At 35.3% G+C, this 24464-nt stretch carries 24 protein-coding genes; all 24 read left to right on the top strand.

Annotated features, from left to right (window positions below):
* Positions 1 to 30: 30 nt before the first annotated feature.
* The 24 genes from rfbA (at position 31) to LPB89_RS15170 (ending at position 24453) form a co-directional block, all read left to right on the top strand.
* The gene (gene rfbA / locus LPB89_RS15285; protein ID WP_230702599.1) at positions 31 to 900 is read left to right on the top strand and encodes a glucose-1-phosphate thymidylyltransferase RfbA; all 870 of its coding nucleotides are present in this window, start codon (positions 31 to 33) and stop codon (positions 898 to 900) included.
* Positions 901 to 939: 39 nt separating this feature from the next.
* Positions 940 to 1902 carry a glycosyltransferase family 4 protein gene (locus LPB89_RS15280; protein ID WP_230702598.1) on the top strand — a complete coding sequence of 321 codons (963 nt, stop codon included), beginning with the start codon at positions 940 to 942 and terminating at the stop codon, positions 1900 to 1902.
* A complete protein-coding gene (locus tag LPB89_RS15275) occupies positions 1902 to 2327 on the top strand; it encodes a WxcM-like domain-containing protein (protein WP_230702597.1) in 426 nt (141 codons plus the stop codon). Before LPB89_RS15280 ends, LPB89_RS15275 begins: the two co-directional genes overlap by 1 nt.
* Positions 2320 to 3462 carry a DegT/DnrJ/EryC1/StrS aminotransferase family protein gene (locus LPB89_RS15270; RefSeq protein ID WP_230702596.1) on the top strand — a complete coding sequence of 381 codons (1143 nt, stop codon included), beginning with the start codon at positions 2320 to 2322 and terminating at the stop codon, positions 3460 to 3462. Before LPB89_RS15275 ends, LPB89_RS15270 begins: the two co-directional genes overlap by 8 nt.
* Before the next feature lie 188 nt (positions 3463 to 3650).
* Complete coding sequence (locus LPB89_RS15265; protein ID WP_230702595.1) at positions 3651 to 5618, top strand: nucleoside-diphosphate sugar epimerase/dehydratase; 1968 nt, start codon at positions 3651 to 3653, stop codon at positions 5616 to 5618.
* 176 nt (positions 5619 to 5794) lie between these two features.
* Entirely contained in the window at positions 5795 to 6661 is an 867-nt protein-coding gene (locus tag LPB89_RS15260) for an ABC transporter permease (RefSeq protein ID WP_230702594.1), read from the top strand.
* Positions 6662 to 6699: 38 nt separating this feature from the next.
* On the top strand, positions 6700 to 7974 hold the full coding sequence (locus LPB89_RS15255; RefSeq protein WP_230702593.1) for an ABC transporter ATP-binding protein: 1275 nt from the start codon (positions 6700 to 6702) through the stop codon (positions 7972 to 7974).
* 57 nt (positions 7975 to 8031) lie between these two features.
* Positions 8032 to 8976: a glycosyltransferase gene (locus LPB89_RS15250; protein WP_230702592.1), complete on the top strand. Its 945-nt coding sequence runs from the start codon at positions 8032 to 8034 to the stop codon at positions 8974 to 8976.
* Positions 8977 to 9828, top strand: coding sequence for a glycosyltransferase (locus LPB89_RS15245; protein ID WP_230702591.1), 852 nt, complete (start codon positions 8977 to 8979; stop codon positions 9826 to 9828).
* Between the two features lies 1 nt (position 9829).
* Positions 9830 to 10771 carry a glycosyltransferase family A protein gene (locus tag LPB89_RS15240; RefSeq protein WP_230702590.1) on the top strand — a complete coding sequence of 314 codons (942 nt, stop codon included), beginning with the start codon at positions 9830 to 9832 and terminating at the stop codon, positions 10769 to 10771.
* Complete coding sequence (locus tag LPB89_RS15235; protein WP_230702589.1) at positions 10747 to 11802, top strand: hypothetical protein; 1056 nt, start codon at positions 10747 to 10749, stop codon at positions 11800 to 11802. Before LPB89_RS15240 ends, LPB89_RS15235 begins: the two co-directional genes overlap by 25 nt.
* Entirely contained in the window at positions 11799 to 12716 is a 918-nt protein-coding gene (locus tag LPB89_RS15230) for a glycosyltransferase family A protein (protein ID WP_230702588.1), read from the top strand. The genes LPB89_RS15235 and LPB89_RS15230 overlap by 4 nt, the downstream gene beginning before the upstream one ends.
* Positions 12717 to 13640 carry a glycosyltransferase family 2 protein gene (locus LPB89_RS15225; protein WP_230702587.1) on the top strand — a complete coding sequence of 308 codons (924 nt, stop codon included), beginning with the start codon at positions 12717 to 12719 and terminating at the stop codon, positions 13638 to 13640.
* A complete protein-coding gene (locus LPB89_RS15220; RefSeq protein WP_230702586.1) occupies positions 13637 to 14512 on the top strand; it encodes a glycosyltransferase in 876 nt (291 codons plus the stop codon). Before LPB89_RS15225 ends, LPB89_RS15220 begins: the two co-directional genes overlap by 4 nt.
* Before the next feature lie 139 nt (positions 14513 to 14651).
* Positions 14652 to 15191 carry an acyltransferase gene (locus LPB89_RS15215; protein ID WP_230702585.1) on the top strand — a complete coding sequence of 180 codons (540 nt, stop codon included), beginning with the start codon at positions 14652 to 14654 and terminating at the stop codon, positions 15189 to 15191.
* Between the two features lie 24 nt (positions 15192 to 15215).
* Positions 15216 to 16250: a glycosyltransferase family A protein gene (locus tag LPB89_RS15210; protein ID WP_230702584.1), complete on the top strand. Its 1035-nt coding sequence runs from the start codon at positions 15216 to 15218 to the stop codon at positions 16248 to 16250.
* Complete coding sequence (locus LPB89_RS15205; protein WP_230702583.1) at positions 16243 to 17340, top strand: glycosyltransferase family 4 protein; 1098 nt, start codon at positions 16243 to 16245, stop codon at positions 17338 to 17340. The genes LPB89_RS15210 and LPB89_RS15205 overlap by 8 nt, the downstream gene beginning before the upstream one ends.
* A 20-nt stretch (positions 17341 to 17360) precedes the next feature.
* Positions 17361 to 18431: an acyltransferase gene (locus LPB89_RS15200; protein WP_230702582.1), complete on the top strand. Its 1071-nt coding sequence runs from the start codon at positions 17361 to 17363 to the stop codon at positions 18429 to 18431.
* Positions 18432 to 18448: 17 nt separating this feature from the next.
* Positions 18449 to 19114, top strand: coding sequence for a cytidylyltransferase domain-containing protein (locus tag LPB89_RS15195; protein ID WP_230702581.1), 666 nt, complete (start codon positions 18449 to 18451; stop codon positions 19112 to 19114).
* Positions 19115 to 19134: 20 nt separating this feature from the next.
* Positions 19135 to 20175, top strand: coding sequence for an N-acetylneuraminate synthase (gene neuB, locus LPB89_RS15190; RefSeq protein ID WP_230702580.1), 1041 nt, complete (start codon positions 19135 to 19137; stop codon positions 20173 to 20175).
* Positions 20176 to 20249: 74 nt separating this feature from the next.
* Positions 20250 to 21371 carry a UDP-N-acetylglucosamine 2-epimerase gene (gene neuC / locus LPB89_RS15185; protein WP_230702579.1) on the top strand — a complete coding sequence of 374 codons (1122 nt, stop codon included), beginning with the start codon at positions 20250 to 20252 and terminating at the stop codon, positions 21369 to 21371.
* 65 nt (positions 21372 to 21436) lie between these two features.
* Positions 21437 to 22078, top strand: a complete 642-nt coding sequence (locus LPB89_RS22010) for a CatB-related O-acetyltransferase (RefSeq protein WP_305070303.1) — start codon at positions 21437 to 21439, stop codon at positions 22076 to 22078.
* A gap of 57 nt (positions 22079 to 22135) precedes the next feature.
* Positions 22136 to 23569 (top strand): MBOAT family protein, encoded by a 1434-nt coding sequence (locus LPB89_RS15175; protein ID WP_230702578.1) that lies wholly within the window; start codon positions 22136 to 22138, stop codon positions 23567 to 23569.
* Positions 23569 to 24453 (top strand): hypothetical protein, encoded by an 885-nt coding sequence (locus LPB89_RS15170; protein WP_230702577.1) that lies wholly within the window; start codon positions 23569 to 23571, stop codon positions 24451 to 24453. Before LPB89_RS15175 ends, LPB89_RS15170 begins: the two co-directional genes overlap by 1 nt.
* Positions 24454 to 24464: the final 11 nt, after the last annotated feature.

Below are 24464 nucleotides of genomic sequence, written 5' to 3'. Positions count from 1 at the left end.
TTTAAATATCATTTGATTAATAAAAAAAATATGAAAGGAATTATATTAGCAGGAGGTTCAGGAACAAGATTACATCCTTTAACATTAGCTGTAAGTAAACAGTTAATGCCAGTTTACGATAAACCAATGATTTATTACCCGCTTTCCACTTTAATGATGGCAGGTATTAATGAAATATTAATTATATCTACACCGCATGATTTACCTCATTTTAAGAAACTATTAGGAGATGGTACAGCAATTGGATGCAAATTTAGCTACGCCGAACAACCCGATCCAAATGGATTAGCGCAGGCCTTTGTAATTGGTGAAGAATTTATTGGTAACGATAAAGTAGCATTAGTTTTAGGAGATAATATCTTTTTCGGAACTCATATGCAGCAATTATTGAAAGAAAATGCCAATCCGGAAGGAGGAGTTGTTTTTGCATATCATGTCTCAGATCCTGAACGTTACGGAGTTGTTGAGTTTGATGATGATAAAAAAGCAATTTCTATTGAAGAAAAGCCATTAGCTCCTAAATCGAACTTTGCTGTTCCGGGATTGTATTTTTATGACAACTCTGTCGTTGAAATTGCAAAAAATATAAAGCCAAGCGCTAGAGGTGAATATGAAATTACCGATGTAAATAAAGTATATCTGGAACAGGGAAAATTAAAAGTTGGAATACTAAGCAGAGGTACCGCCTGGCTGGATACCGGAACTTTTAACAGCTTGATGCAGGCCGGGCAATTTGTTCAGGTTTTAGAAGAACGTCAGGGACTAAAAGTAGGCTGTATAGAAGAAATTGCCTGGAGACAGGGGTTTATTACTGCTGAGCAGTTAAGAAATTTGGCAGAACCTTTAAAGAAATCCGGGTACGGTGAATACCTTTTGAATATTTTAAAATTTAAAATTTAATCCGCGGAATTCATTCTTTTTGAAGTTCTTATTTAGCTTATGATTTACACCATAATATTTCTTATCTTATTTATAATTGAGTTGGTATATTTTAAAGTGGCCGATCGCTTTAATATTATTGATAAACCAAACTTAAGAAGTTCTCATACCGAAATTACATTAAGAGGCGGAGGCATCATTTTTTGGTTTGCGGCGTTGCTTTATTTTGCTCAAAATATACCTTACAATTATTTTTTCTTTACAGGAATTACGCTGGTAACTCTGGTAAGCTTTTGGGATGATATTCAAAGTTTGTCCACTAAAATCAGAATATCGGTTCACTTTCTGGCTATTAGTTTGATTTTTTATGATTTAGGGGTGTTTGTTAATTTACATCCGATCGCCATTGTTTTGGCCTATATTTTTGCTATCGGAATTATCAATGCATATAATTTCATGGATGGTATCAATGGCATAACCGGTTTGTATACCTTAGTGGTTATGGGATCTCTATGGTATGTAAATAAAAATATCCAGCTTTTTACCGATGCAAGTTTCATAATTTATGCTATGCTGGCTAGTCTTGTTTTCTTGTTTTTTAATTATAGAAAAAGAGCGAAATGTTTTGCCGGTGATGTTGGGAGTATTGCCATAGCTTTCTGGGTTATTTTCCTCATCCTGAAATTGATATTAATTACGAATTCAATTATATGGCTTTTGTTTTTAGCAGTTTATGGAGTGGATGCGATTTGTACAATTTTACATAGATTGTACCTGAAACAAAATATTTTTGAAGCACACAGGCTTCATTTCTACCAGATATTAAGCAACGAATATAAAATCCAGCATCGTATTGTATCTTTAATTTATGCCATAACACAAAGCATTATTTCGGGCATAGTTATATTCTTCTACGATAAACTGGAAACAGTTACACTTTTTGTTGTAATTATCGTACCACTCATTTTAGTATATTCATTGAAATTTTACCTGATTCGTAAAGCAAGTTTAAAAATTAGCTAATGGAACCTAAAATAATTCAGGGAGGGAATTTTTCAGACCATCGAGGAACTATTTCGTATGTAAATGATTTTAGTTTCAGAGACATTGAAAGGTTTTATATCATAAGTAATTCTGATGCAAATCCGGTCAGGGCATGGCAGGGACATAAACTGGATGCTAAAAATTTCTATTGTCTCAGCGGATCTTTTAAAATCCATTTTGTGAAAATTGATAATTGGGAACAACCCTCAAAGGATTTGGTTATTGAAACGGTATTTGCAAGTGCTTCAGACAGTAAAATTATTCATATTCCCGCAGGATATGCGAATGCTATAGAGTCTTTGGAAAGCGACTCGAAATTAATCTCATTTTCAACTTTACCTTTATCAGATGTGAGTGAAGATGATGTTAGATATGATTCAAATTATTGGAAAATTAATGACTGATAAAAGAATTTTTTTGTCATTGCCACAATTAAGCGGCGAAGAACAAAAGTATATTCAGAAAGCTTTAGATGATAATTGGATTACCTCCGGTGGTCCAAATGTGAATGATTTTGAAAATGATTTGCAGGAATTTCTACAGGATGATGTTTCGGTAGCGGCTTTAAATTCAGGAACGTCTGCCATTCATTTAGCATTGATCTTACTCGGTGTTAAAGCAGAAGATGAGGTAATTTGTCAAAGCATGACATTTTCTGCATCCGCTAATCCTATTTTATATCAGAAAGCAACCCCTGTTTTTGTAGACAGTGAAGCGGAAACCTGGAATATTTGTCCGCTAAGCCTCGAAATTGCAATTAAAGACAGAATAGCTAAAGGCAAAAAACCAAAAGCAATTATAGCAGTACATTTATATGGAATGCCATATAAGGTTGATGAGGTTCATGCTATTGCAGATAAATATGAAATCCCGGTTATTGAGGACAGTGCCGAAGCCTTGGGGAGTTATTACAAAGGTAAAAAATGCGGTACTTTTGGAACCTTTGGAATTTTCTCCTTTAATGGGAATAAAATTATTACAACCTCCAGTGGGGGTGCCCTTATTACTCACGCTAAAAATCTCAAAGAAAAAGCAATTTTTTACGCGACCCAGTCGAGAGATGAAGCGATTCATTACCAACACAGTGAAATTGGATATAACTATCGAATGAGTAATGTTTGTGCCGGAATCGGAAGAGGACAAATGAAAATTTTGAATGCTAATTTAAAAGTTAAAAAACAAATTCACGATTTTTACGTTAACGTATTTAAAGATATAAAGGGAATAACTGTTTTCGAAAATTTAAATACCGACTATGATTCAAACTATTGGCTGACCACTATTTTAGTAGAACCGAATTCCAACGTTAACAGAACGATTTTATTGCAGGCTTTTGAAGAAAAGAACATAGAATCCAGGCCATTGTGGAAACCCATGCATTTACAGCCCCTGTTTTCTGAATATCCGTACTACGGAAGTACTGTTTCTGAAAATTTATTTAAAAAGGGTTTGTGTCTGCCATCAGGGACCAGCTTAAGTAGTCCGGAAAAAGCAAGAATTAAAGAGGTCATAAATCAAGTATTTCAGATTTTCGAGTAGAATAGATTGAATTTGTTTGATATCTATAAATAGTATTCACTTTTATTTATAAAAACACAGTTTAAGTCAGTTTTTTATAACATATGATAAGAACTACACATGTTATTTTTAAATGAAAAGAAATTTTTAATATCTTTAATTTGTATTTTTGTAGTAATTACAATTAAGATTATCAAAGCAAAACCAAATTGAATACAGATAAACAAACCAAAGTCACGGATTTCCTGCATACTTTTCTTTCGCCAAGAAATTTAAGAGCCAATATAAATAATCTTAGCTATTTGCCAAGGTGGATTATTGTTGGAATAGATGTAATGGTCCTGATTTTTTCTTTTACTTTTACCTATATGCTGTTTGAAGGTACGGCATTAGGATATATCATAACTTCACATCATTTTTATTTCGTAGGCAGCCTCATTTTTGTAAATGTGTTTTTCTTTTGGTTGTTTAGAACCTATTCGGGTATTATCAGGCATTCCTCTTATATTGATGCAATAAAACTGCTGTTTTCGCAGATGTCCGTTTTAGTGTTTTTCTTGTTTTTAAATTTAGTTTTTGAATTATATGTCGGGCACAAAGCCTTCTTAAATACGGCCCTTTTTATTAATCTGGTGCTGTCTTTTTGCGGATTGTTTTTATATCGCGTTATTGTAAAACAAACTTTCGAATTATATTTCTCTGAAAAAACAAATTCTAAACTAATCAGGACCGTTATCTACGGGACGGATGCCAATGCTATTTCAGTAGCCAATGCTTTAAAATTTGAAACTCCGTCAAGATTTAAAATTGTTGGTTTTGTAGATAAAAATAATCAGAATGCCTCTAAGCGAATGCTTGATCTTCCTATTTTGATTCTCAGAAAAAAATTACCGGCCCTTATGCGATCTGTAGCAGCAGAAGGTGTCATTATAGCCGATAAAAGTTTGTCTAAAGAGGAACAATTAATTATTGTTGACCAATGCTTAGAGTTTAACTACAGAGTTTATACAGTACCATTAATCTCCGACTGGGAAAATCAAAAAGAGATTTCCCAAAAAGTAAAAAATATACAAATTGAAGACTTACTGGAAAGAAAGCCAATAGTCCTGGATAGTAAATCTATTTCAAAACAATTAAAAGATAAAACGGTATTAATTACAGGCGCAGCAGGATCAATCGGAAGTGAAATAGTAAGACAGGTACTGGGATTTAACCCTAAGAGAATTATTATTTTAGATCATGCCGAAACACCACTCCATAATTTATGCTTAGAAATTTTAAGTGTTGATTCTGAAACTAAAATTGTGGCGGTAATTGCAGATGTGAGAAGCAAAAAAGCACTTGAAAAGGTTTTCAAAACATACAACCCTCATGTTGTTTATCATGCGGCGGCCTACAAACACGTTCCTTTAATGGAAGAAAATCCGGCACAAGCCATTCTGACCAATATTAAAGGTACCAGAAACCTAGCCGATTTATCATGCAAATACAATGTCCGAAAATTTGTGATGGTTTCTACTGACAAAGCAGTTAATCCCAGCAATGTTATGGGGGCCAGTAAAAGAATTGCAGAGAAATACGTTCAGTCTTTATTCTTAAAAAACCAGCAGGAGAATTTTGAGGTAGTAACGAAATTTATTACCACCCGTTTCGGTAACGTTTTAGGCTCAAACGGATCAGTGGTTCCTTTGTTCACCAAACAAATTGCTGCCGGAGGACCGGTTACCATAACACATCAGGATATTATTCGTTATTTTATGACGATTCCCGAAGCATGCCAGTTAGTATTAGAAGCCGGTGCAATGGGTAACGGGGGAGAGATCTACATCTTTGATATGGGAAAACCGGTTAAAATTATTGACTTAGCCAAAAAGATGATCAAACTGGCAGGTTTTATTCCTGACAAGGAAATAAAAATAAAAATTGTCGGCTTGCGACCTGGAGAAAAATTATATGAAGAATTATTAAATGATACTTCCAAAACATTGCCTACCTATCATAATAAAATCATGATCGCTCAGGAAATACAAGACGAATATGAAAACCTCCATATTGAGATTGATGAACTGATCGAAATTGCAGATTTTTATGACAATGATGATATTGTAGCCAAGATGAAAAAAATTGTTCCGGAATTCAAAAGTATGAATTCGGCTTTTGAAGTTTTGGATAACTAATTTTGACTGTTAAGCTTTAATTTAAAGAGATATAAAAGGGTGTTTTTTAAAAACGCCTTTTTGCTTTTTAAATAATTTTTACAAGACTAAAAATCTTGTTAATTGCACGTATAGTAAGGAAGCCCCCTCTCTATCTTAAATAATAATATTGCAATTTAATTGTAATACCACTGAAAATGAACAATACAAATACTACAAATGACTGGCTGTTTGAAATAACACCCAAAAACAAATTCTTCTCCCTAAATCTTAAAGAAGTCTGGCAATATCGGGATTTACTATTTCTTTTTGTAAAACGGGATGTTATTACAGTTTATAAACAAACCGTATTAGGGCCCTTATGGTATCTTATTCAGCCTTTGTTTACAGCAATAACCTTTACCATAATATTTAATAATGTTGCCGGAATCAATACCGGCAATGTACCTCCGTTCCTGTTCAATCTGGCAGGTATAACGGTTTGGAATTATTTTACAGCTTGTCTGAACGGTACTTCTGATACCTTCAAAGCCAATGCCGGGATATTTGGTAAAGTCTATTTTCCCAGAATTATAACGCCTCTTTCAGTTGTCATTTCTAATCTGATTAAATTCGGGATACAGTTTTTTATTTTCATAGCCTTTTATTGTTACTACTATATTCAGGGGAAAGACCTGAGTTTAAATGGTTCAGTACTGCTTTTTCCTCTTCTTATTTTGGTGATGGGAATTCTGGGCTTGGGACTGGGAATGTTTATTTCTTCACTGGTTACAAAATACCGTGATTTTAGCTACCTGATTGGTTTCGGAATACAGTTGCTTATGTATTTATCAGCAGTAATGTATCCAATGGAATTAATTAAACAAAAACTGCCGGGTTATGGCTGGATTGTAGAGTATAACCCCCTGGCCTATATTATAGAAACCTCCAGATATATGCTTTTAAATGTGGGCGAAATATCAATTTTAGGACTGTGTTACACTACGATTATCACCATAGTAGTATTTTTTCTTGGTCTTTTAGTTTTCAATAAAACGGAAAAAAGCTTTATTGACACTGTTTAATTCATTTTTTTAAAAATACAAAACTTATAATTTTTCAATTGGAAAAAGATATCATATTAAAGGCCGAAAATATTTCTAAACAATATCGGTTAGGTCAGGTTGGAACAGGAACTTTAAGCCACGATTTAAACAGGTGGTGGCATCAGGTACGCGGAAAAGAAGATCCTTATCTTAAAATTGGGGATACTAATGACCGTTCTACCAAAGCAGTTTCCGAATATGTCTGGGCATTACAGGACATAAATTTTGAGGTGGAGCGTGGACAGGTATTAGGCATTATTGGTAAAAATGGAGCAGGAAAATCGACACTTCTGAAAATATTATCAAAGGTAACCGCTCCAACCACCGGGAGTATAAAATCACGTGGACGTATTGCTTCACTTCTCGAAGTGGGTACGGGTTTTCATGGCGAAATGACCGGTCGTGAAAATATTTTTCTAAACGGCGCCATCTTAGGGATGACCAAAAAGGAAATTGCTTCAAAACTGGATGAAATTATAGAATTCTCCGGTTGCGAACGTTATATAGACACGCCTGTAAAAAGATACAGTTCCGGAATGACGGTTCGGCTGGCCTTTGCAGTTGCAGCTTTTTTAGAACCCGAAATTTTAGTAATTGATGAGGTTTTGGCTGTTGGTGATGCTGAATTCCAAAAGAAAGCGATCGGAAAAATGCAGGATATCTCGAAAGGACAGGGACGCACCGTTTTGTTTGTGAGTCATAATATGGCAGCGGTAAAGAGCTTGTGTAATAAAGGAATTATTTTAGAGCACGGAAAGGTGGTTTTTGAAGGTGATATAGAAAATGCCGTAAGTTATTATCTTGGAGGTGATCCTGAAGCAATGAATTTAAAAACGTTTGGAAAAGAGCATGATTTTCCCATCTTTAAACTAAATGAAATTTCATTAAATAATCCGGGGAGAACTTCGCATGAACTACTGCAGGAAAAAGAAATCATCACCCTTACGACGAAATTAGACTTAAAAGTTAAAGATGCAGAACGCTATCATATCACCTATCATTTATATAATGAAATGGGTGAGGCGATGTTTTCCTTTTCGAATGCCGGATCATTTTCTCTGGAAACCGGACTAAACAATATCAGCTGTGATTTTCCGGCCTCTTTTTTTCAATCCGGACAATATTTTTTATCGCTCTTTATCATTGAAGATTCAAGACAATTACTTTTTACCGAAAGTGATATCATTTCTTTTACAGTTGTGGATTCCGGAAGGGAATTAGGAACCTACATGGGCAGGGAACCGGGTTATATTAAACCGCAATTTCAATGGAAAAATAGTATCGAAAAATAAGCCTTATTTTATTTGAGTGTCTAATGTATGTTATGATAAAATTTAACTCTTGTAGCAATGGAAAATAATGAATTGACTGTTTCAGTCAATATGATTACTTTTAAGCATGAACTTTATATAAAGCAGGCTATAGAAGGAGTTTTAATGCAGCAGACGAATTTTGATTTTGAATTAATTATTGCTGATGACTGCTCACCCGACAGTACACCGGAAATAATTAATGACATTATCACAAACCATTCTCAGGGTCATAGGATCAAATATTTCAGGCAGGATGCAAACATCGGAATGCAGGAAAACGGCATTTTTGCCTTTAATCAGTGCATGGGAAAATACATTGCCCTGTGTGAAGGAGATGATTATTGGACAGACCCTTTAAAACTACAAAAACAGGTTGATTTTTTAGAAGCAAATTCGGATTATGTGCTGTGCTTTCATCCCATAAAAATTTTAAGACCAGACGGAACAATTGATGATGATTTTATTACAAAGGTTCCGGAAAACCATGAAACCTTAGAAACTTTAGCAAGACTTGGAAATTATATACACACGCCTTCTGTAGTTTTTAGAAATGTATTCAGAAGTCTTCCTTTTGAGTTTCGATTATCTCCAATAGGAGATTATTTTCTTTATATTATTCTTGCCGGTTACGGGAAACTAAAATATTTAGAGGATAAAATGGCAGTCTATAGATATAACGTTGGGGTAATTTCCAGAATGTCCGCTTTAGATATTGCCAATAATAACGTCAAAATGTATTCCTGCATGATTGGATACCTTAAGGATGAAAATATTAAAAGAATTATTTTAGAAAAACAAATACGGGTTGTCACCGAACATTACAATTTGGTGGAGTCCTATTATGACGAAAAGATGGAATCAAATTATAAAGATGCCTTCGTTTCCCGTCATTTTATTTTTATTAAAATTAAAATGTTAGGTTTTTATTATAAGAATCCAAAGATGTTTCTAAAAAAAATAAAGAAGATACTCTCAAAATAAATGCTGTCAATAATCATTTGTTCCCGGACAAAACAAATCGCTACGGATTTTCAGGAGAATATAAAAAATACAATTGATTCTGAATATGAATTACTTGTAATCGATAACTCGCAAAATGAATATTCTATTTTTGAAGCTTATAATTTAGGGATCCAGAAAAGCACCGGAACTTATCTGTGTTTTATTCATGACGATATTGTATTCCATACTCCGGGGTGGGGAAAGGTTATTGAGTCAATTTTTGCAGCTGACGAAAAAATTGGACTAATTGGTATAGCAGGAGCAACAGTCAAAACCAAAATGCCTTCCGCATGGTGGGATTGTCCTGAAGAAAACAGGATCATCAATATAAGGCAGCATCTTACTAACGGGGCGATTGAAAACTGGTATGTGGGCTGGAAAGATAAAGCTGTAGAAGAAGTGGTAGCTATTGATGGTGTTTTTATGGCAATGCGTAAAGCTGATGCATTGTTGTTTCATGAAAAGCTGGGCGGTTTTCATAACTATGATTTAGATCTTTCGTTTAATGTGAAACGGAACAATAAAAAGATTGTCGTTACGAACCAATTTTTGGTAGAACATTTATCCGAAGGGCAATTAAGCGGCGATTGGGTACAATCAACTTTGAAAATACATCGTTTATATAACAGGATATTGCCTCTTGCAGTAAATAAAATGCAAAAGGAAGAACTTAAGGTTCTGGAGATTGAAAATGCTAAGAAAATAATTTATCTGTCGTTTACTTATAAAAGGCCTTTCCTGGCCTTAAGAATCTGGCTTAAACTATTTTTAATAGCTCCCAAAAATAAATATCACACCGTTTTTTGGAAAGAATTCCTAAACTTAAAATAGCATGCTGGCCATAATAATTCCGTATTACAAACTTACTTTTTTTGAGGCTGCCTTAGAATCACTGGCGAATCAAACAGATAAGCGGTTTAGGGTTTATATCGGTGATGATGCCAGCACGGAAGATTGTTCGGTTTTATTAGCGCAATACAACGAAAAAATTGATTTTGTTTATCATCGATTTGAGGATAACCTGGGCAGTATTTCGTTAACCCGGCAATGGGAACGCTGTATTGCACTTTCTACAGCAGAAAAATGGCTGATGCTGTTAGGAGATGATGATGTTTTGGGGAGTAATGTAGTAGAGGAATTTTATACTTTCTTGGAACTGAAAAAAGCAAAAGTCGATTTAATTCGGTTTAATCTTAGCATTATAGACAAGGACGGACAATTGCAGGGGTCAAATTTTGAGCATACAGCCTTTGAAACGCCGGAAGAGCTGCTGGATCAGATGCTGTCGATGAAAGAAACGATCACTGCAAGTGAATTTATCTTTAGCAGAGCTATTTATAATTCTAATGAGGGCTTTGTTGAATTTCCGCTCGCCTGGTTTTCCGATTATGCGACCTGGCTCTTTTTTAGTAAAAATAACGGAATTCATTATATCAAATCGGCAAATGTTTATTGGAGACTCAGCGGAATCAATATCTCTTCTGAACCTTCGAATCTAAAAAACATCCGGCTAAAAGTAAAGAGCCTCTTTTTATTCCTGTATTTCGTGCAGGTTAATTTTAAGGTTGAAAATAAAAGACTAAAACAATACGCCCATTCGCAGCTAATCAATATTTTTGGGAATATCTCGGACTTTACCAAAATAAAATTTTTGTGTAAGGAATGTTTTAAATTCAAATTTAGATTGACAGAAATAATTACAATTGAGTTTCTTTACCGAAGAATCAAAAGAAAAAAAATGAAGAATTTATGGAAGTATTTGTTCCCCATCTAAAGGATAGAAATATTTACCTGGATGAAATTATTTTTTTTTCGGATTGTAATTTTATTTTTGGTGATTTTAAGGAGTATAAAAGTTCTTATGAAATTGTAAATATCCAATTTCCGGAAGCGATCTTTAATTGGGTTATTCCAACAGCCGAACAACTGATAGATTTCGAAAAGAAGATTTTAGAATGGAAACAGCATTCAAAAATTGTTTTCACTTTAAATGACATAGAATCACATTATGATGAAGAAAACCAATTTATTGATTTGTTCAGACTGATTCAAAAACATGCCGATGGCGTTATTCATTTAGGAAATTATTCTTTAGAAAAGTACGCACCTCTTTTTTCTGTTAATTGCATACACACAGTAATATATCATCCGTTATACGGGAGTCTGACGGGAGATTACCAGACGGCAGATTTTAAGGAAAGATTTCAGTTAAATTTAGAAGATAAATATATAGTTTCGGTTATTGGGGCCATCAGATCTGATGAAGAAGCCAAATTGATTTTAAAAATTTTCAGGAAAATCCCTTTAAAAAATAAATTCCTGATCGTTCCGAATATGTTTCAATTTGTAAACAGACCGTCTTATTTTCCGTATCGTTTCCGGAAAATATACAAAAAGATTGCAGAAAAAATATATTGTTTTCCGCTTCGTAAAAATCAGTACTTTTTTGGCTATAAATTTTTAGATTACGATTATATGGTCGATCTGGTAAAAGATTCCTCCCTGATTATAATACCGAGAATCAGAAATCTGAATTCGGGAAATTTATATCTTGGGCTTACTTTTGATAAACCGATGATCATTCCAAAAGTGGGAAATCTCACAGAAGTGGCCCGTTTTTTCGATTTTTCGGTATTAGATCTGGAGAAAAAAAATTACGATGAGGTGATTAAAAGTGTTTTAGATTCCAAAAAAACAGCCTTCTTTAAAACCAAAGAATATACAGAAAAGAAGAATTTATTCCAACCGGAAAAGATTGCCAATCAATACGATCTTTTCTTTAATCAATTGACAACTAATCAATGAATCCATTAGTTTCCATTATTGTTCCTTGTTATAATCAGGGGCAGTATCTAGGTGAAGCACTAGAGTCCGTCCGTAATCAGACCTTCTCCAATTGGGAATGTTTAATCATTGACGACGGAAGTGTCGATAATACGGCAGCAGTCGCAAAAACATTTGCGGACAGGGATTCCCGTTTTGTCTATTTATTCAAAGAAAACGGAGGTGTCAGCAGTACCAGAAATTTCGGGATTGAAGCGGCAAAAGGAGCCTTTATCCAATTTTTGGATTCAGATGATATTTTAGAGAAAACCAAACTGGAATTATCATTACTTCAATTAGAATTACCGGAGAATAAGGAGGTCAAAATAGTTATTTCCAATTTCAGAATGATTGTTGACCATCAGGAGGCTTCCTTGCCGCCATTTTGTGTTTTGGATGAATCCTTTTTCAATGTGGAAGGCTTTTTATTTCAGTGGAATGTTTCTTTTTCACTTCAGATGCAGTGCGGCTTTTTTGATGCAGCCTTATTTAAAACCATCCGTTTTCCTGAAAATCTGTCAGCACAAGAGGATTGGGTCGTTTGGGTCAGTCTTTTTAAAGCGACAAACAAGGCCGTTTTTATTGATAAACCTTTAGCATTCTATAGAATTAACCCTTTAAGCAGAATGATGACGCTTGGTATTGACGATAACAGAATAAAGGTTTTGGAATCCTTTAAAGCAATACTAAGCTATGACGAATATTACAGGTTTTCTTTCGATTTAATTTCAAGATGTTATGATGCAAATGAAAATTTCCGGATTAAATTAAATGAACTCAAAAAGTCAAACAGCTATCAGACCGGTTTAATGATAAAAAAAGGATTAAAAAAAATAGGTCTCTTAAAACCGGCCAGATCTTTTTTTAAACTAGTAGTACGACTTAAGGCAAAATAAATGGCAAAGCTTTCCATCATACTACCCAGTTATAATCACAGTGCGTTTTTAACGGACCGATTAGAAAGTATCTCTAATCAAACCTATAAAGACTGGGAAGCGATTATAATTGACGATAAATCGACCGATAACAGTGTTCAGATCATCACTGATTTCCTGAACAGCAATCCGGATTTTAACGTCAGGTACTTTATTGTTAATGAATCGAACTCGGGCAGCGGCTATTTTTCCTGGCAAAAAGGAATAGAACTGGCCGAAACAAAATACATCTGGATTGCCGAAACAGACGATTATTCAGAACCCGGATTTCTGGAAGAATTAGTGAATATTTTAGAGGTCAATAGTACCGCTTCATTAGCCTTTTGCGGTAGTAAATATGTTGAAAATGGCACTGTAATTTACGATTCAGCAAACAGGACAAAAGACCTCAATACACCGGCAGGGGAATATAGAATTATGGACAAGGAAATTTTTTTAAACCCAATGCCATTTGATACTTATATTACCAATGGAAGCTCCGTTGTTTTCAGGAAGCCTGAAACTGAAATTCCGGCTGTACTTTTTCAGAACAGATTGTGTTCGGATATTTTTCTCTGGTCCTATTTAGTGCAAAACAATTCTTTTGCGTTTTTAAATAAGAATTTAAATTTTTTCAGAAGGCATGAAGGATCAACCTCTTCTTATTTGCAAAAAAATAAATTAGAAAACGTTTACCACGAAAAAGCCGGTTATTTAAATTATTTCGGGCAAACTGAAAAGTACGAACAGTTTATCGACCATTATATAAAAAATTATATCTGGACCAATAAGAAAGAATTTTTTAATGCGTCAAGTATTCAGGAGATTCAGTCGGACAAAAAATTAACAGGGCTATATTTTTATAAACTGGTTCAGTTTATCATTTCAAAAATTTTAAACAAATGACGCCTTTAGTAACTGTTATTATCCCCACCTACAATCGTAGTGAATATCTTAAAAATGCGATTCAGTCGGTAGTGGGGCAATCCTATAAAAATATTGAAATACTGGTAATTGATGACGGATCTTCCCCGAATTATGCGGAAGCAATCTGCGCCGAATTCCCGAATTGTAGGTACCATTTCAAAGAAAACGGAGGATTGTCATCAGCAAGAAATTATGGAATCAAGCTGTCAAAAGGAGAATTTATAGCGTTCCTGGACGATGATGATTTTTGGGAAACTTCTAAAATTGAAAAGCAGGTCAGCGTATTATTAGAGAACTCTTCCGTTGACTGTGTTCATTCTTCTGTTGCTGTGGTAGATGAAAAAGGAACAGCTACGGGAAAATATTTTGGGGCTTCAAAGAACAAAATTCATAAACGTTCCGGTGATGTTTTCTGGAACGCTTTGGGAGTGTGGGTGGTTAAATCGCCTACTCCTTTAATCAGAAAGGAAGTATTTCAACCTGATTTAATATTTGACGAGAGCATAAAAATAGGCGAAGATGTTGATTTCTATCAGCGTATGTTTTACAGACATAAGGTGCAGTACATCAACGAGCCGCTGGCCTATTACAGAGAATATGATAATGCGGACCGGCTTTCCCTCCAACGCAAAAAATACATCGGCCTTCACGAAAAAATGTTTTTTAATTTTAAAAAAATGGGAATCACAAACCCGTTTGTACTTCATAAAATCGCAAGGAAATTATTGCTAAGTGCGGCAAAAATGTGGAATGAGATTCACCCTCAAAATCAGGTTAAAATAAATAAGATCGATTTATATCTCAGACCCGTTTATGGTCTGTGTAACTATTTTACTGGAAAAGATGAATAATTTTATTAACACAGCTATTTTCTTGTGTAAGCGCCTGGTGAAGGAAAATTGGAAAACTACTTGCTTTAATTTTAGATATTTTCCATTTAAAGACGCCATTAAGTTTCCGGTTCTGATTTCCAAAAACGCGATTTTTAAGTTGAAGGAAGGAGGAAGCATCAGGTTTGAATGTCCTTTACGTTACGGTCTTGTGAAAATAGGTTATGGAAAAGGAGATATCTTTGATGAGAAATTTTCCAGATCAATTTTCCAAATATCTGGTGAGTTGGTTTTTAAAGGAAATGCCGCCTTCGGGCAAGGTTCAAAAGTCAGCGTTGCTAAAAATGCAAAAGTAATTTTTGGAAATAAATTTACAATCACTGCCGAAAGTGAGATTGTTTGTTCCAAAAGAATTGAATTTGGTGATAATTGTTTATTGTCGTGGGATATCCTGATCATGGACTCCGATCACCATAAAATCTGGGATGAAGAAAAAAATATCATGAATCATCCCAAAGAAATAGTAATTGAAGATAATGTCTGGATTGGATGCCGGGCATCAATACTAAAAGGCTCCAGAATACCTTCAAATTCAGTAATTGCGGCCAATGCCGTAGTCGCTAAAAACCTGGAAGATCCGAATGCCGTATATGCCGGGAATCCGGCCAGGAAGATAAAGGAAAATATAACGTGGGGATAATGTGCTTAAAAATAAAGCTATACTATGCGAGTTGGTTACAATCCAAATAAAGACAAGATAAAAGAAGCCACTGATTTTTTTCATCAGGTTATAATTCCAATTTATATACCGGATGAGGAAGGTTATTTTAAAGATGCTTTTAAGATTTTGCACTATTGCCTGGAATCTTTATTTAAAACGGTTCATCAAAAAACATACATTACGGTTGTTAATAATGGCAGCAATACTGATGTGGCTGACTATTTAAACGGTCTTCAAAAAACCGGAAAAATACAGGAGGTAATAAATGCTACGAATATAGGAAAACTAAATGCCGTCCTAAAAGGCCTCTCCGGACATGATTTTACCTTTGTAACAGTTGCTGACAGTGATGTACTCTTTTTAAAAGACTGGCAAAAAGAATCTTATCACGTTTTTGAGAAGTTTCCAAAAACAGGAGCAGTTTGTCCAACCCCATCTTCAAAATCACTAAAAAATTATACCTTTAATATTTGGTTTGAACTTCTGTTTTCAAAGTCACTTCAATTTACAAAAGTTAAAAATCCTACGGCTTTAAAAGCATTTTCCATCAGCGTTGGAAATCCAGATATGTACAGTGACATTCACCTCGAAAAATATCTTACGGTTGCTAATGGCGATTTTAAAGCTGTTCTTGGAGCAGGACATTTTTTGGCTACTTATAGAAAAGAAGTTTTCGAAAATATGGATATCAAATACTCCAATTTTATGCTTGGCGGTGACAGCGAAGCCCAATTGCTAGATCTTCCCGTGGTCAAAAAAGGAATGTGGAGACTTTCAACCGAGGATAATTTTGCTTACCATTTAGGAAATGTAGAAGAAAAATGGATGCAGAAAACTTTGGAAGAAATACAACCAAACGATTTTTTCCCGAATGCACCCATAACTTTAAGGAAAGTCAAGTCCTCAAAAATCGCATTTTTATTAAAATATAAAGTATTCGCAAGGATCATTACTCAAAAAAAAATATGGTATTATTGCCTTAAACTGAAAGGCCTTTCTAACGAGGAAGTCATAAAATATACTCAGAAATATGAATGATGCTGTAAAAGTAATCCTGATTTCTCAATCACCTCTTCCATTTTCAAAAATCGGGAGCTGGACGACGCTTTATAAAAATTATTTGGAGAACAAGCACCAAATCGATTGTATTGTCTGTCCGAAACCCGGGAAATTATTTGAAGGAATACAATACAGTTTTACAAAACTTACCTTTTGGCACAAACTGCAACGAAAGTTTCTGAAACGCAAAAATCCTGAATATTTTCAGGCTCTTGATAAGATAATGGTTCCCGGTCAAAAATACATTATCCAGATTGTCGATAATTACGGAATGATAAAAGCACTAAAAAAACACCTTACTTTAAAGGGAATTGAAAAACAATGCTACATTCAGTTTTTTTACCACGGTTTTTCACCATACGTAAAACCAGGCGCATGGCAGGATTTTTACGAAATCATTGACGAAATGATTGTACTGACAAATGATAGTTATGAAGCTCATAAAAGAAGCGTTGCAATACTGCCGGATCATTTTTCGGTTTTAAATAACGGAATTGATACCAAGAGATTTAAGAAAATTTCCGAAGCCGAAAAAATCAGACTAAAAGAACAATTAGGTTTTGGAGATAAGAAAGTTTTTGTCTGGTGTTCACAAGACCGGCCAAAAAAAGGACTGCACTTAATGTTAGAACTCTGGCAAAAGAAATATTCACTTGAAAAAAATATACAGTTAGTAGTCATTGGCTGTGATCCGAGACCAAAAATGGAAGGAGTGGTTTTTCTGGGCAAAATTCCAAATGATGAGCTTCCAAAATATTACCAGGCCTCAGACTGTTATCTCTTTCCTACTTTATGTCAGGAAGGTTTTGGCCTTAGCCTGATAGAAGCTTTACATTGTGGAAATTATTGTATTGCATCAGCTATGGGAGGTGTTCCCGAAGTTTTGCAGCATGGAAAACTCGGAAAATTAATCGAAAACCCTCATTTTCTTTCTGAATGGGAAACTGCCATAGATGAATTTTTGGAAGGAAATACCAAGCTTCCCGTATTTTCAGAAGAATTATATGCTATGGAAAATTGGAACATACAAATGAATCAGATTATTAATCAGGCAAAAACCAGGTTTTAGCAAGCAATCAAATTGAATTTATGAGAATCGAGCAGTTAACATTTACCAGATTTCTTGCAGCAGTTTCGGTTGTTGTTTTTCATTATGGTGGAAAAAGTTTTCCTTTCAGGAATGACAGCATTGCTTTTATATTTCGTCATGCTGACGTCTGTGTCAGTTACTTTTTTATTCTGTCAGGCTTTGTGATGATAATAGCCTACGGGAATAAAACGGTTATTTCAGCAGGAGATTACTTTCGAAACAGGGTGGCCAGAATCTATCCGGTATACTTTTTAGCTATCCTGATTATGCTTTTTCTGCAGTTCAGAGAAAAAAACATCGATTTTTCAGGTCTGTTTTTGAATGTTTTCATGATTCAGGCATGGATTCCGGGTAAGGTTTTGTCGCTTAATCCGCCGGGCTGGTCCTTGTCTGTTGAATTATTATTTTATGCCATATTCCCTTTTGTGTTCAATAGAATTTTCAAAAAAATACCGTTAAAACGAACTGCTGTATCGATCATTTTGTTTTGGATTTTGAGTCAGGTAATTTTTCAGCTCTTCTTTTTTGTCTATGAAGAAAATCAATTAGGAACGATCAAAGACATTTTGCAATATAATCCGTTAATGCATCTCAATGAATTCCTTATCGGGAACCTTGCCGGACTTTTTTTTATCCGGAATTTCAAAGAGGAAAAAAGGAATTACGATTTTGTAATTTTGATTTTGATCGCTTTGTTGGTTTTGGCATTAAAATTTCCGCTGGGTTTAAATTTTCATAATGGATTACTAAGTGTACTTTTTATTCCCATTATATTCTTTATCTCCCTAAACGATGGAATAATAACCAAGTTATTCAGGAATAAAATATTTGTTTTTTTGGGTGAAATCAGTTTTGGAATTTATATTTTGCAGCATCCCGTTTACTCTTTAATAAGCGCTTACAGTGTTAACAAATATTTGCATTTAAGTGATCCGACTATTGTATTTTTTCTCAGGCTTTTTATCTTGATTGTGTTTTCTTCGGTTGTTTATATCTGCTTTGAAAAACCAATTTTGGAGAAAGTGAAAGGAAAGAAGAAAACGCTGACGCTTTCTGAAAATCCAGTTTAATAAATATAGAAAAAATAATGAAAACTATCGCTATTATACCGGCTCGCGGAGGCTCTAAAAGAATTCCCGATAAAAATATCCAGATGTTGGGTGGGTTGCCTTTGCTGGCACATTCTATTTTATATGCGCAGCAAAACAGCGCCATAATTGATGAGGTGTATGTTTCGACAGATAATGAAGAGATAAAAAAAACAGCACTGCAATTCGGAGCAAAAGTAATTGACAGGCCAGCCGCTATTTCAGGGGATTTAGAGCCTACGGTTTCTGCTTTGAGACATGCTTTGGAAGCTATTGAAAGTAATGATGTTGAAAATGTGATTTTACTTCAGGCAACCAATCCGTTACGGCCAAAGAATCTGATAGCGGAAACTTTTGAAGCCTATCAAAAAGGAAACTTCGACAGTTTATTTACGGTTACGAGAAACCATCAGAAATTCGGAAAAATCACAGACCGGAAATTTATCCCGTTTAATTATGCTATTGGCCAGAGAAGCCAGGATTTAGAGCCGCTTTTCTTTGAAAACGGATTAGTATACATCACAAAATCATCCTTAATCAGGAATGATATTATTATTTCGGAAAATGCTTTTCCGTTCGAAGTAAATCATATTTTTGCACAAGTTGATATTGATACCCCGGAAGATTTGGATTACGCGGCGTATCTGTTTCAAAAACAATTATAATATAAAAATACCACTCCTTTATGAACCCATTTATAGAAATTGCCGGTAGAAAAATCGGACCCGATTTTCCACCCTTAGTTATTGCCGAAATAGGAATTAATCACGAAGGTTCTCTTGTCGTTGCCAAAGAAATGGTTGATGCAGCACACAGAGCAGGCGTTGAGGTGGTAAAACACCAGACACACATTGTAGAAGACGAAATGAGTGGCGCCGCAAAAAAAGTAATTCCCGGTAATGCAGATGTTTCTATTTATGAAATCATGGAACGTTGTTCCCTTAATGAAGCGGACGAGTTAGAACTAAAAAATTATGTGGAAAGTAAAGGAATGATTTTCATCTCGACACCATTTTCACGCGCAGCAGCAGAAAGATTAAAGAAGTTTGACATACCTGCTTATAAAATTGGTTCCGGGGAATGTAACAATTATCCTTTATTAGAGCATATCGCTTCTTTTGGCAAACCTGTCATTTTAAGTACCGGTATGAATACCATAGAAAGTATTCAGAAAGCCGTAGCGATTTTCGATAAGCATCAAATTCCTGTTGCTTTACTGCACACCACAAACCTGTATCCAACTCCAATACATTTGGTTCGGTTTGGAGCCATGACAGAACTACACCAGGCTTTTCCGGATAAAGTATTCGGATTGAGTGATCATACCTTAAATAACAATGCCTGTCTGGGTGCAGTTGCTCTTGGAGCCAGTATCTTAGAGCGGCATTTTACAGATCATATGCAGCGAACAGGTCCGGATATTGTTTGCAGCATGGATGAAAAAGCCTGCGGGGAATTAATTGTAGCAAGCGCCGAAATGGCCCTAATGCGTGGCGGGACAAAAAAACCGGCATTAGAAGAACAAGTCACCATTGATTTTGCCTTTGCAACAGTTTGCGCGATCGCATCCATTAAAAAAGGAGAAAAATTATCTAAAGAAAATATTTGGGTAAAACGTCCGGGAACCGGTAAAATCCTGGCGGAACATTTCAATGATCTAATTGGAAAAGCAGCCACGAGAGATATAGAAAACGATGAACAATTAGATTTTTCTGATTTTCAATAATATAAAAATGATTTTCTGATTTCGAAAACCAAATTTGAAATCCGTAAAGAGTTAAAAAAGAAAGTATCCAATTAATGAAAAAAATTCTTTTCCTAACCGGAACACGTGCCGATTTTGGCAAAATAAAATCATTGATTTCAATTCTGGAACAACAACCGGATTTTGAAGTTTTTGTATTTGTAACCGGAATGCATCTTCAGGAAATTTATGGTTATACATTGATAGAAATTGAGCGTTGCCATTTTAAAAACGTATTTACTTTCGAAAATCATACGCATGAAACCACAATGGATCTGACTTTGGCAAAAACCATCGAAGGATTATCCCATTATTGTAAAACTATCAATCCCGATATGATTGTCGTACATGGTGATCGTGTAGAAACACTCGCAGGTGCTATTGTGGGATCTTTGAATAATATCCTGGTAGCCCATATTGAAGGAGGAGAAGTTTCAGGTACCGTAGATGAATTAATCCGCCACAGTGTTAGCAAATTAAGCCACATTCATTTCGTATCGAATACAGAGGCGGCGAAAAGGCTGATTCAGATGGGCGAAATAAAAGAATCTGTCTTTACCATTGGTTCACCCGATATTGATATCATGTTTTCGGATAAACTTCCTGATTTGGAAACGGCCAAAAAGTATTATGAGGTTCCGTTTGAAGCATTTGCTATCGTAATGTTTCATCCTGTGACCACCGAATTTCAGGCCATGCAGGAATACACAACAGCCTTTGTCGATTGTTTACTGCAGGACAACCATAATTATCTGGTTATTTTTCCCAACAATGATTTGGGAAGCCAGTTCATTCTGGATTCTTATGAAAGACTAAAACAAAATACCAGATTCAGGGTTTTTCCATCCCTTCGGTTTGAATATTTTCTGACCTTGCTAAAAAACAGTCAGTTTATAATAGGTAACAGCAGCGCCGGAATTCGCGAAGCGCCGTATTACGGCATCCCTATCATTAATATCGGAACTCGTCAGCAGAACAGGGCCGTTCATGCCGATATTATCAATACCGATTATTCGCACGAAAGCATAAAAGAAGCCCTTAAAGTTATAGACTCACACAAAGTTCAGGTGGCAACCAATGATTTTGGACAGGGAAATAGCAGCGAATTATTTTTGGATTCACTAAAGAAAAACGATATTTGGCAGCTGAATCACCAAAAGCAGTTTAAAGATTTTTAATGAAGGCAACGATACTTTTAGGGTAGTGCCTTTCACTTAAAAGAACAAAATAAACGAAAAGTAAAATGAGACATTTTTTGCGAAAAATAGCATGGATATTTTTGGGAAAAGGATATTTTGACTTTCTGAAAGGTCAGCATAAAACCTACCTGCATCAGGCAAAGAATGTGTCACTGGGATATAAATCCTATCATAATGGTGCATTTGTCTGGCAGTGGCATCAAAATTCGCAATTAGAGATTGGAAAATACTGTTCAATAGCAAACGATGTTCATTTTATATTAGATTCAGGCCATCACCGGTTAAGTGAGGTGACAAGCTTTCCTCATTTTAATCATTTGGTCGATAAAGATTTGCCTATTGGTAACCAAACACAGTCTGATTTTAGAAAAAATATAAAAACAGGGGAAAGTAAAACGATCATCGGCAATGATGTGTGGATTGGAATGAATGCCATAATTTTGCCCAACGTAAAAATAGGAGATGGTGTTACCATTTTGGCAGGTTCAGTGGTCACAAAAGATGTTCCGGATTATGCCGTTGTCGGAGGTATTCCGGCAGCAATTGTAAAAATGAAATACGATCTCGATACGATCGATAAAATGAAAAAAATACAATGGTGGAACTGGCCCCCGGAAAAAGTGGAAGAAAATGTAGGGGATTTTTATAGCCCGATTCATGATTTCATTGCCAAATGGCTTAAGTAATAATCCGATTGTGGCAATAAACAGATTGCCGTTGTACTTTACTAATTAATTTAATTTATGTTTTTTAACTCCTTAGCGTTTGCTGTTTTCTTACCAGTCGTTTTTTTCCTCTATTGGTTTGTTTTCAATAAAACCAAAAGCACACAAAATGCCTTACTGATTATTGCAAGCTATTACTTCTATTCCTGCTGGGACTGGAGATTTCTATTTCTATTGGTTTTTTCTACTTTTCTGGACTACTATACCGGTATTCAGATCGAAAAAGGAAAGTCTGAAAAAAGCCGGAAATTTTGGTTCTGGCTTAGCATTATAGTCAATTTGGGATTTTTGGGAATTTTTAAATATTATAACTTTTTTGCCGCTTCTTTTTCAGAATTATTAGGCTCTGTGGGAATTCAGGCAAGCCCGATTCTCTTGAACGTTATCCTTCCGGTTGGAATTTCATTTTATACGTTTCACGGATTATCGTATGTGATTGATATTTATTACAAGCGAATAAAAGCCGAATACAATTTTGTAGATTATTCGCTCTTTGTCAGCTATTTTCCTCTTCTGGTGGCAGGCCCGATCGAAAGAGCCACACACTTATTGCCGCAGGTAAAAGTAAAACGGGAGTTTGATTTTCAGGTGGCAAAAGAAGGAATTTACCAAATCATCTGGGGATTGGTCAAGAAAGTGGTTATTGCAGATACCTGCGCGATCTACGCCAATGCTATTTTTGATCATTACACTTCCATGAATTCGTTCTCTCTTATTTTGGGAGCCATCTATTTTGCCTTTCAGATTTACGGAGATTTTTCAGGGTATTCAGATATTGCATTAGGCGTTTCAAAACTGTTTGGTTTAGACCTGTTGCGAAATTTCAATTATCCCTATTTTTCAAGGGATATTGCCGAGTTCTGGCGTCGTTGGCATATTTCGTTATCCTCCTGGTTTCGGGATTATCTCTACATTCCGTTAGGAGGAAGCAAAGGTGGCCTTTGGATGAAGATCAGAAATACGTTTATCATTTTTGTGGTCAGCGGATTCTGGCACGGAGCCAACTGGACGTATGTAGTCTGGGGATTTATAAACGCCGTTTATTTCCTTCCCCTGCTTTTATCCAACAGCAACCGAAACAATATGGATGCGATTCAGCTGAAATTTAATTTCGATTCGGCAAAAGTGCTGCTCAGTATTTTCTATACTTTTTTTCTGACCTGCATAGCCTGGGTCTTTTTTAGAGCTAAATCGATAACAGATGCTGTCCTGTATTTAAAACGTATCATTACCAACAGGGATTTTAGTTTTCAATATTTAGACAATGAACGTTACAGTTATGAACTGCTGCTAATGATTGGTCTGTTTGTTTTGGTGGAATGGAACAACAGAAATAAAATTGAACCGCTTTCGGGCAAAAGAAGCCTGCTGAAAATGGCATTGGCCATAGCAGCAATACTGGCGCTTGGAACCTATTCAGATTATAAAGAATTTATATATTTTCAGTTTTAATGAAGAAGTTTTTAATTTATACGGTCAAAATTATAGTGATAACCGCTTTGGTAGCCGTTGTACTGGACGGTTTGTATACAGCCGTTTTTATGCAATCCCGAAACCGTGGTAAAGTGGAGACGGTTTTCAATTCAGAAGCTAAAAAATACGATGTGGTAATTCTGGGCTCCTCTCGTGCCAATAACCATTTTGTAGCACAAATGTTCGAAGATAAGGGGTTGAAAGCTTTTAATTACGGAATGAGCGGCGGCCATTTGTTTGAGGCTTCACTGATGCTGAAATTAATGATCGAAAGGAAATACGTTATTAAGAATGTAATTCTGGAAGCCGATTTAAATCTTTCGGGTGAAAAAAAAGCCGAAGGAATCGCAGCTTTGTTTTTGCCGTACATCCACAATTCCGAAACGATAAAGAAACATTTTGAAAACGAAAAGGATTTCTACGAGTTGTATTATATTCCGTTTTACAGATATATAAAGTACGATGGGAAAATCGGGTTTAGAGAAGCTTTTTTTACGGTAATTCATAAAAAGACTTCCATGCTCGATAATTTAGGATATTACCCGCTTTTCAAAACGAAAGGCGCAAATATGAAAAATGACATTGTAAACCTGAATCCGCTTCCGCATAACAAATACTACGAAGAAATTAAGGGGCTCTGCAAAGCCAATAATATTAATTTTATAGCGGTAATGACACCAATGTGTGAGAATGTGAAAGGAATGAACTATTTTGATAAAGTAAAAAAAGCTTATCCTGAAATTCTTAACTATGAAAATGCGGTAGTTGAAGATAAATATTTCTCATCCTGCGGGCATATGAACGATACCGGAGCAAAGCTTTTTACGGCGAGAATTATAAATGACTTTTTTGTCAAAAAATAAACTGGCCCGGT

This window comes from Flavobacterium sp. ENC (assembly GCF_020991415.1).
Lineage (GTDB): Bacteria > Bacteroidota > Bacteroidia > Flavobacteriales > Flavobacteriaceae > Flavobacterium.
The sequence above is the reverse complement of the archived record's forward strand: the minus strand, read 5'-3'. Positions and strand labels throughout refer to the sequence as shown.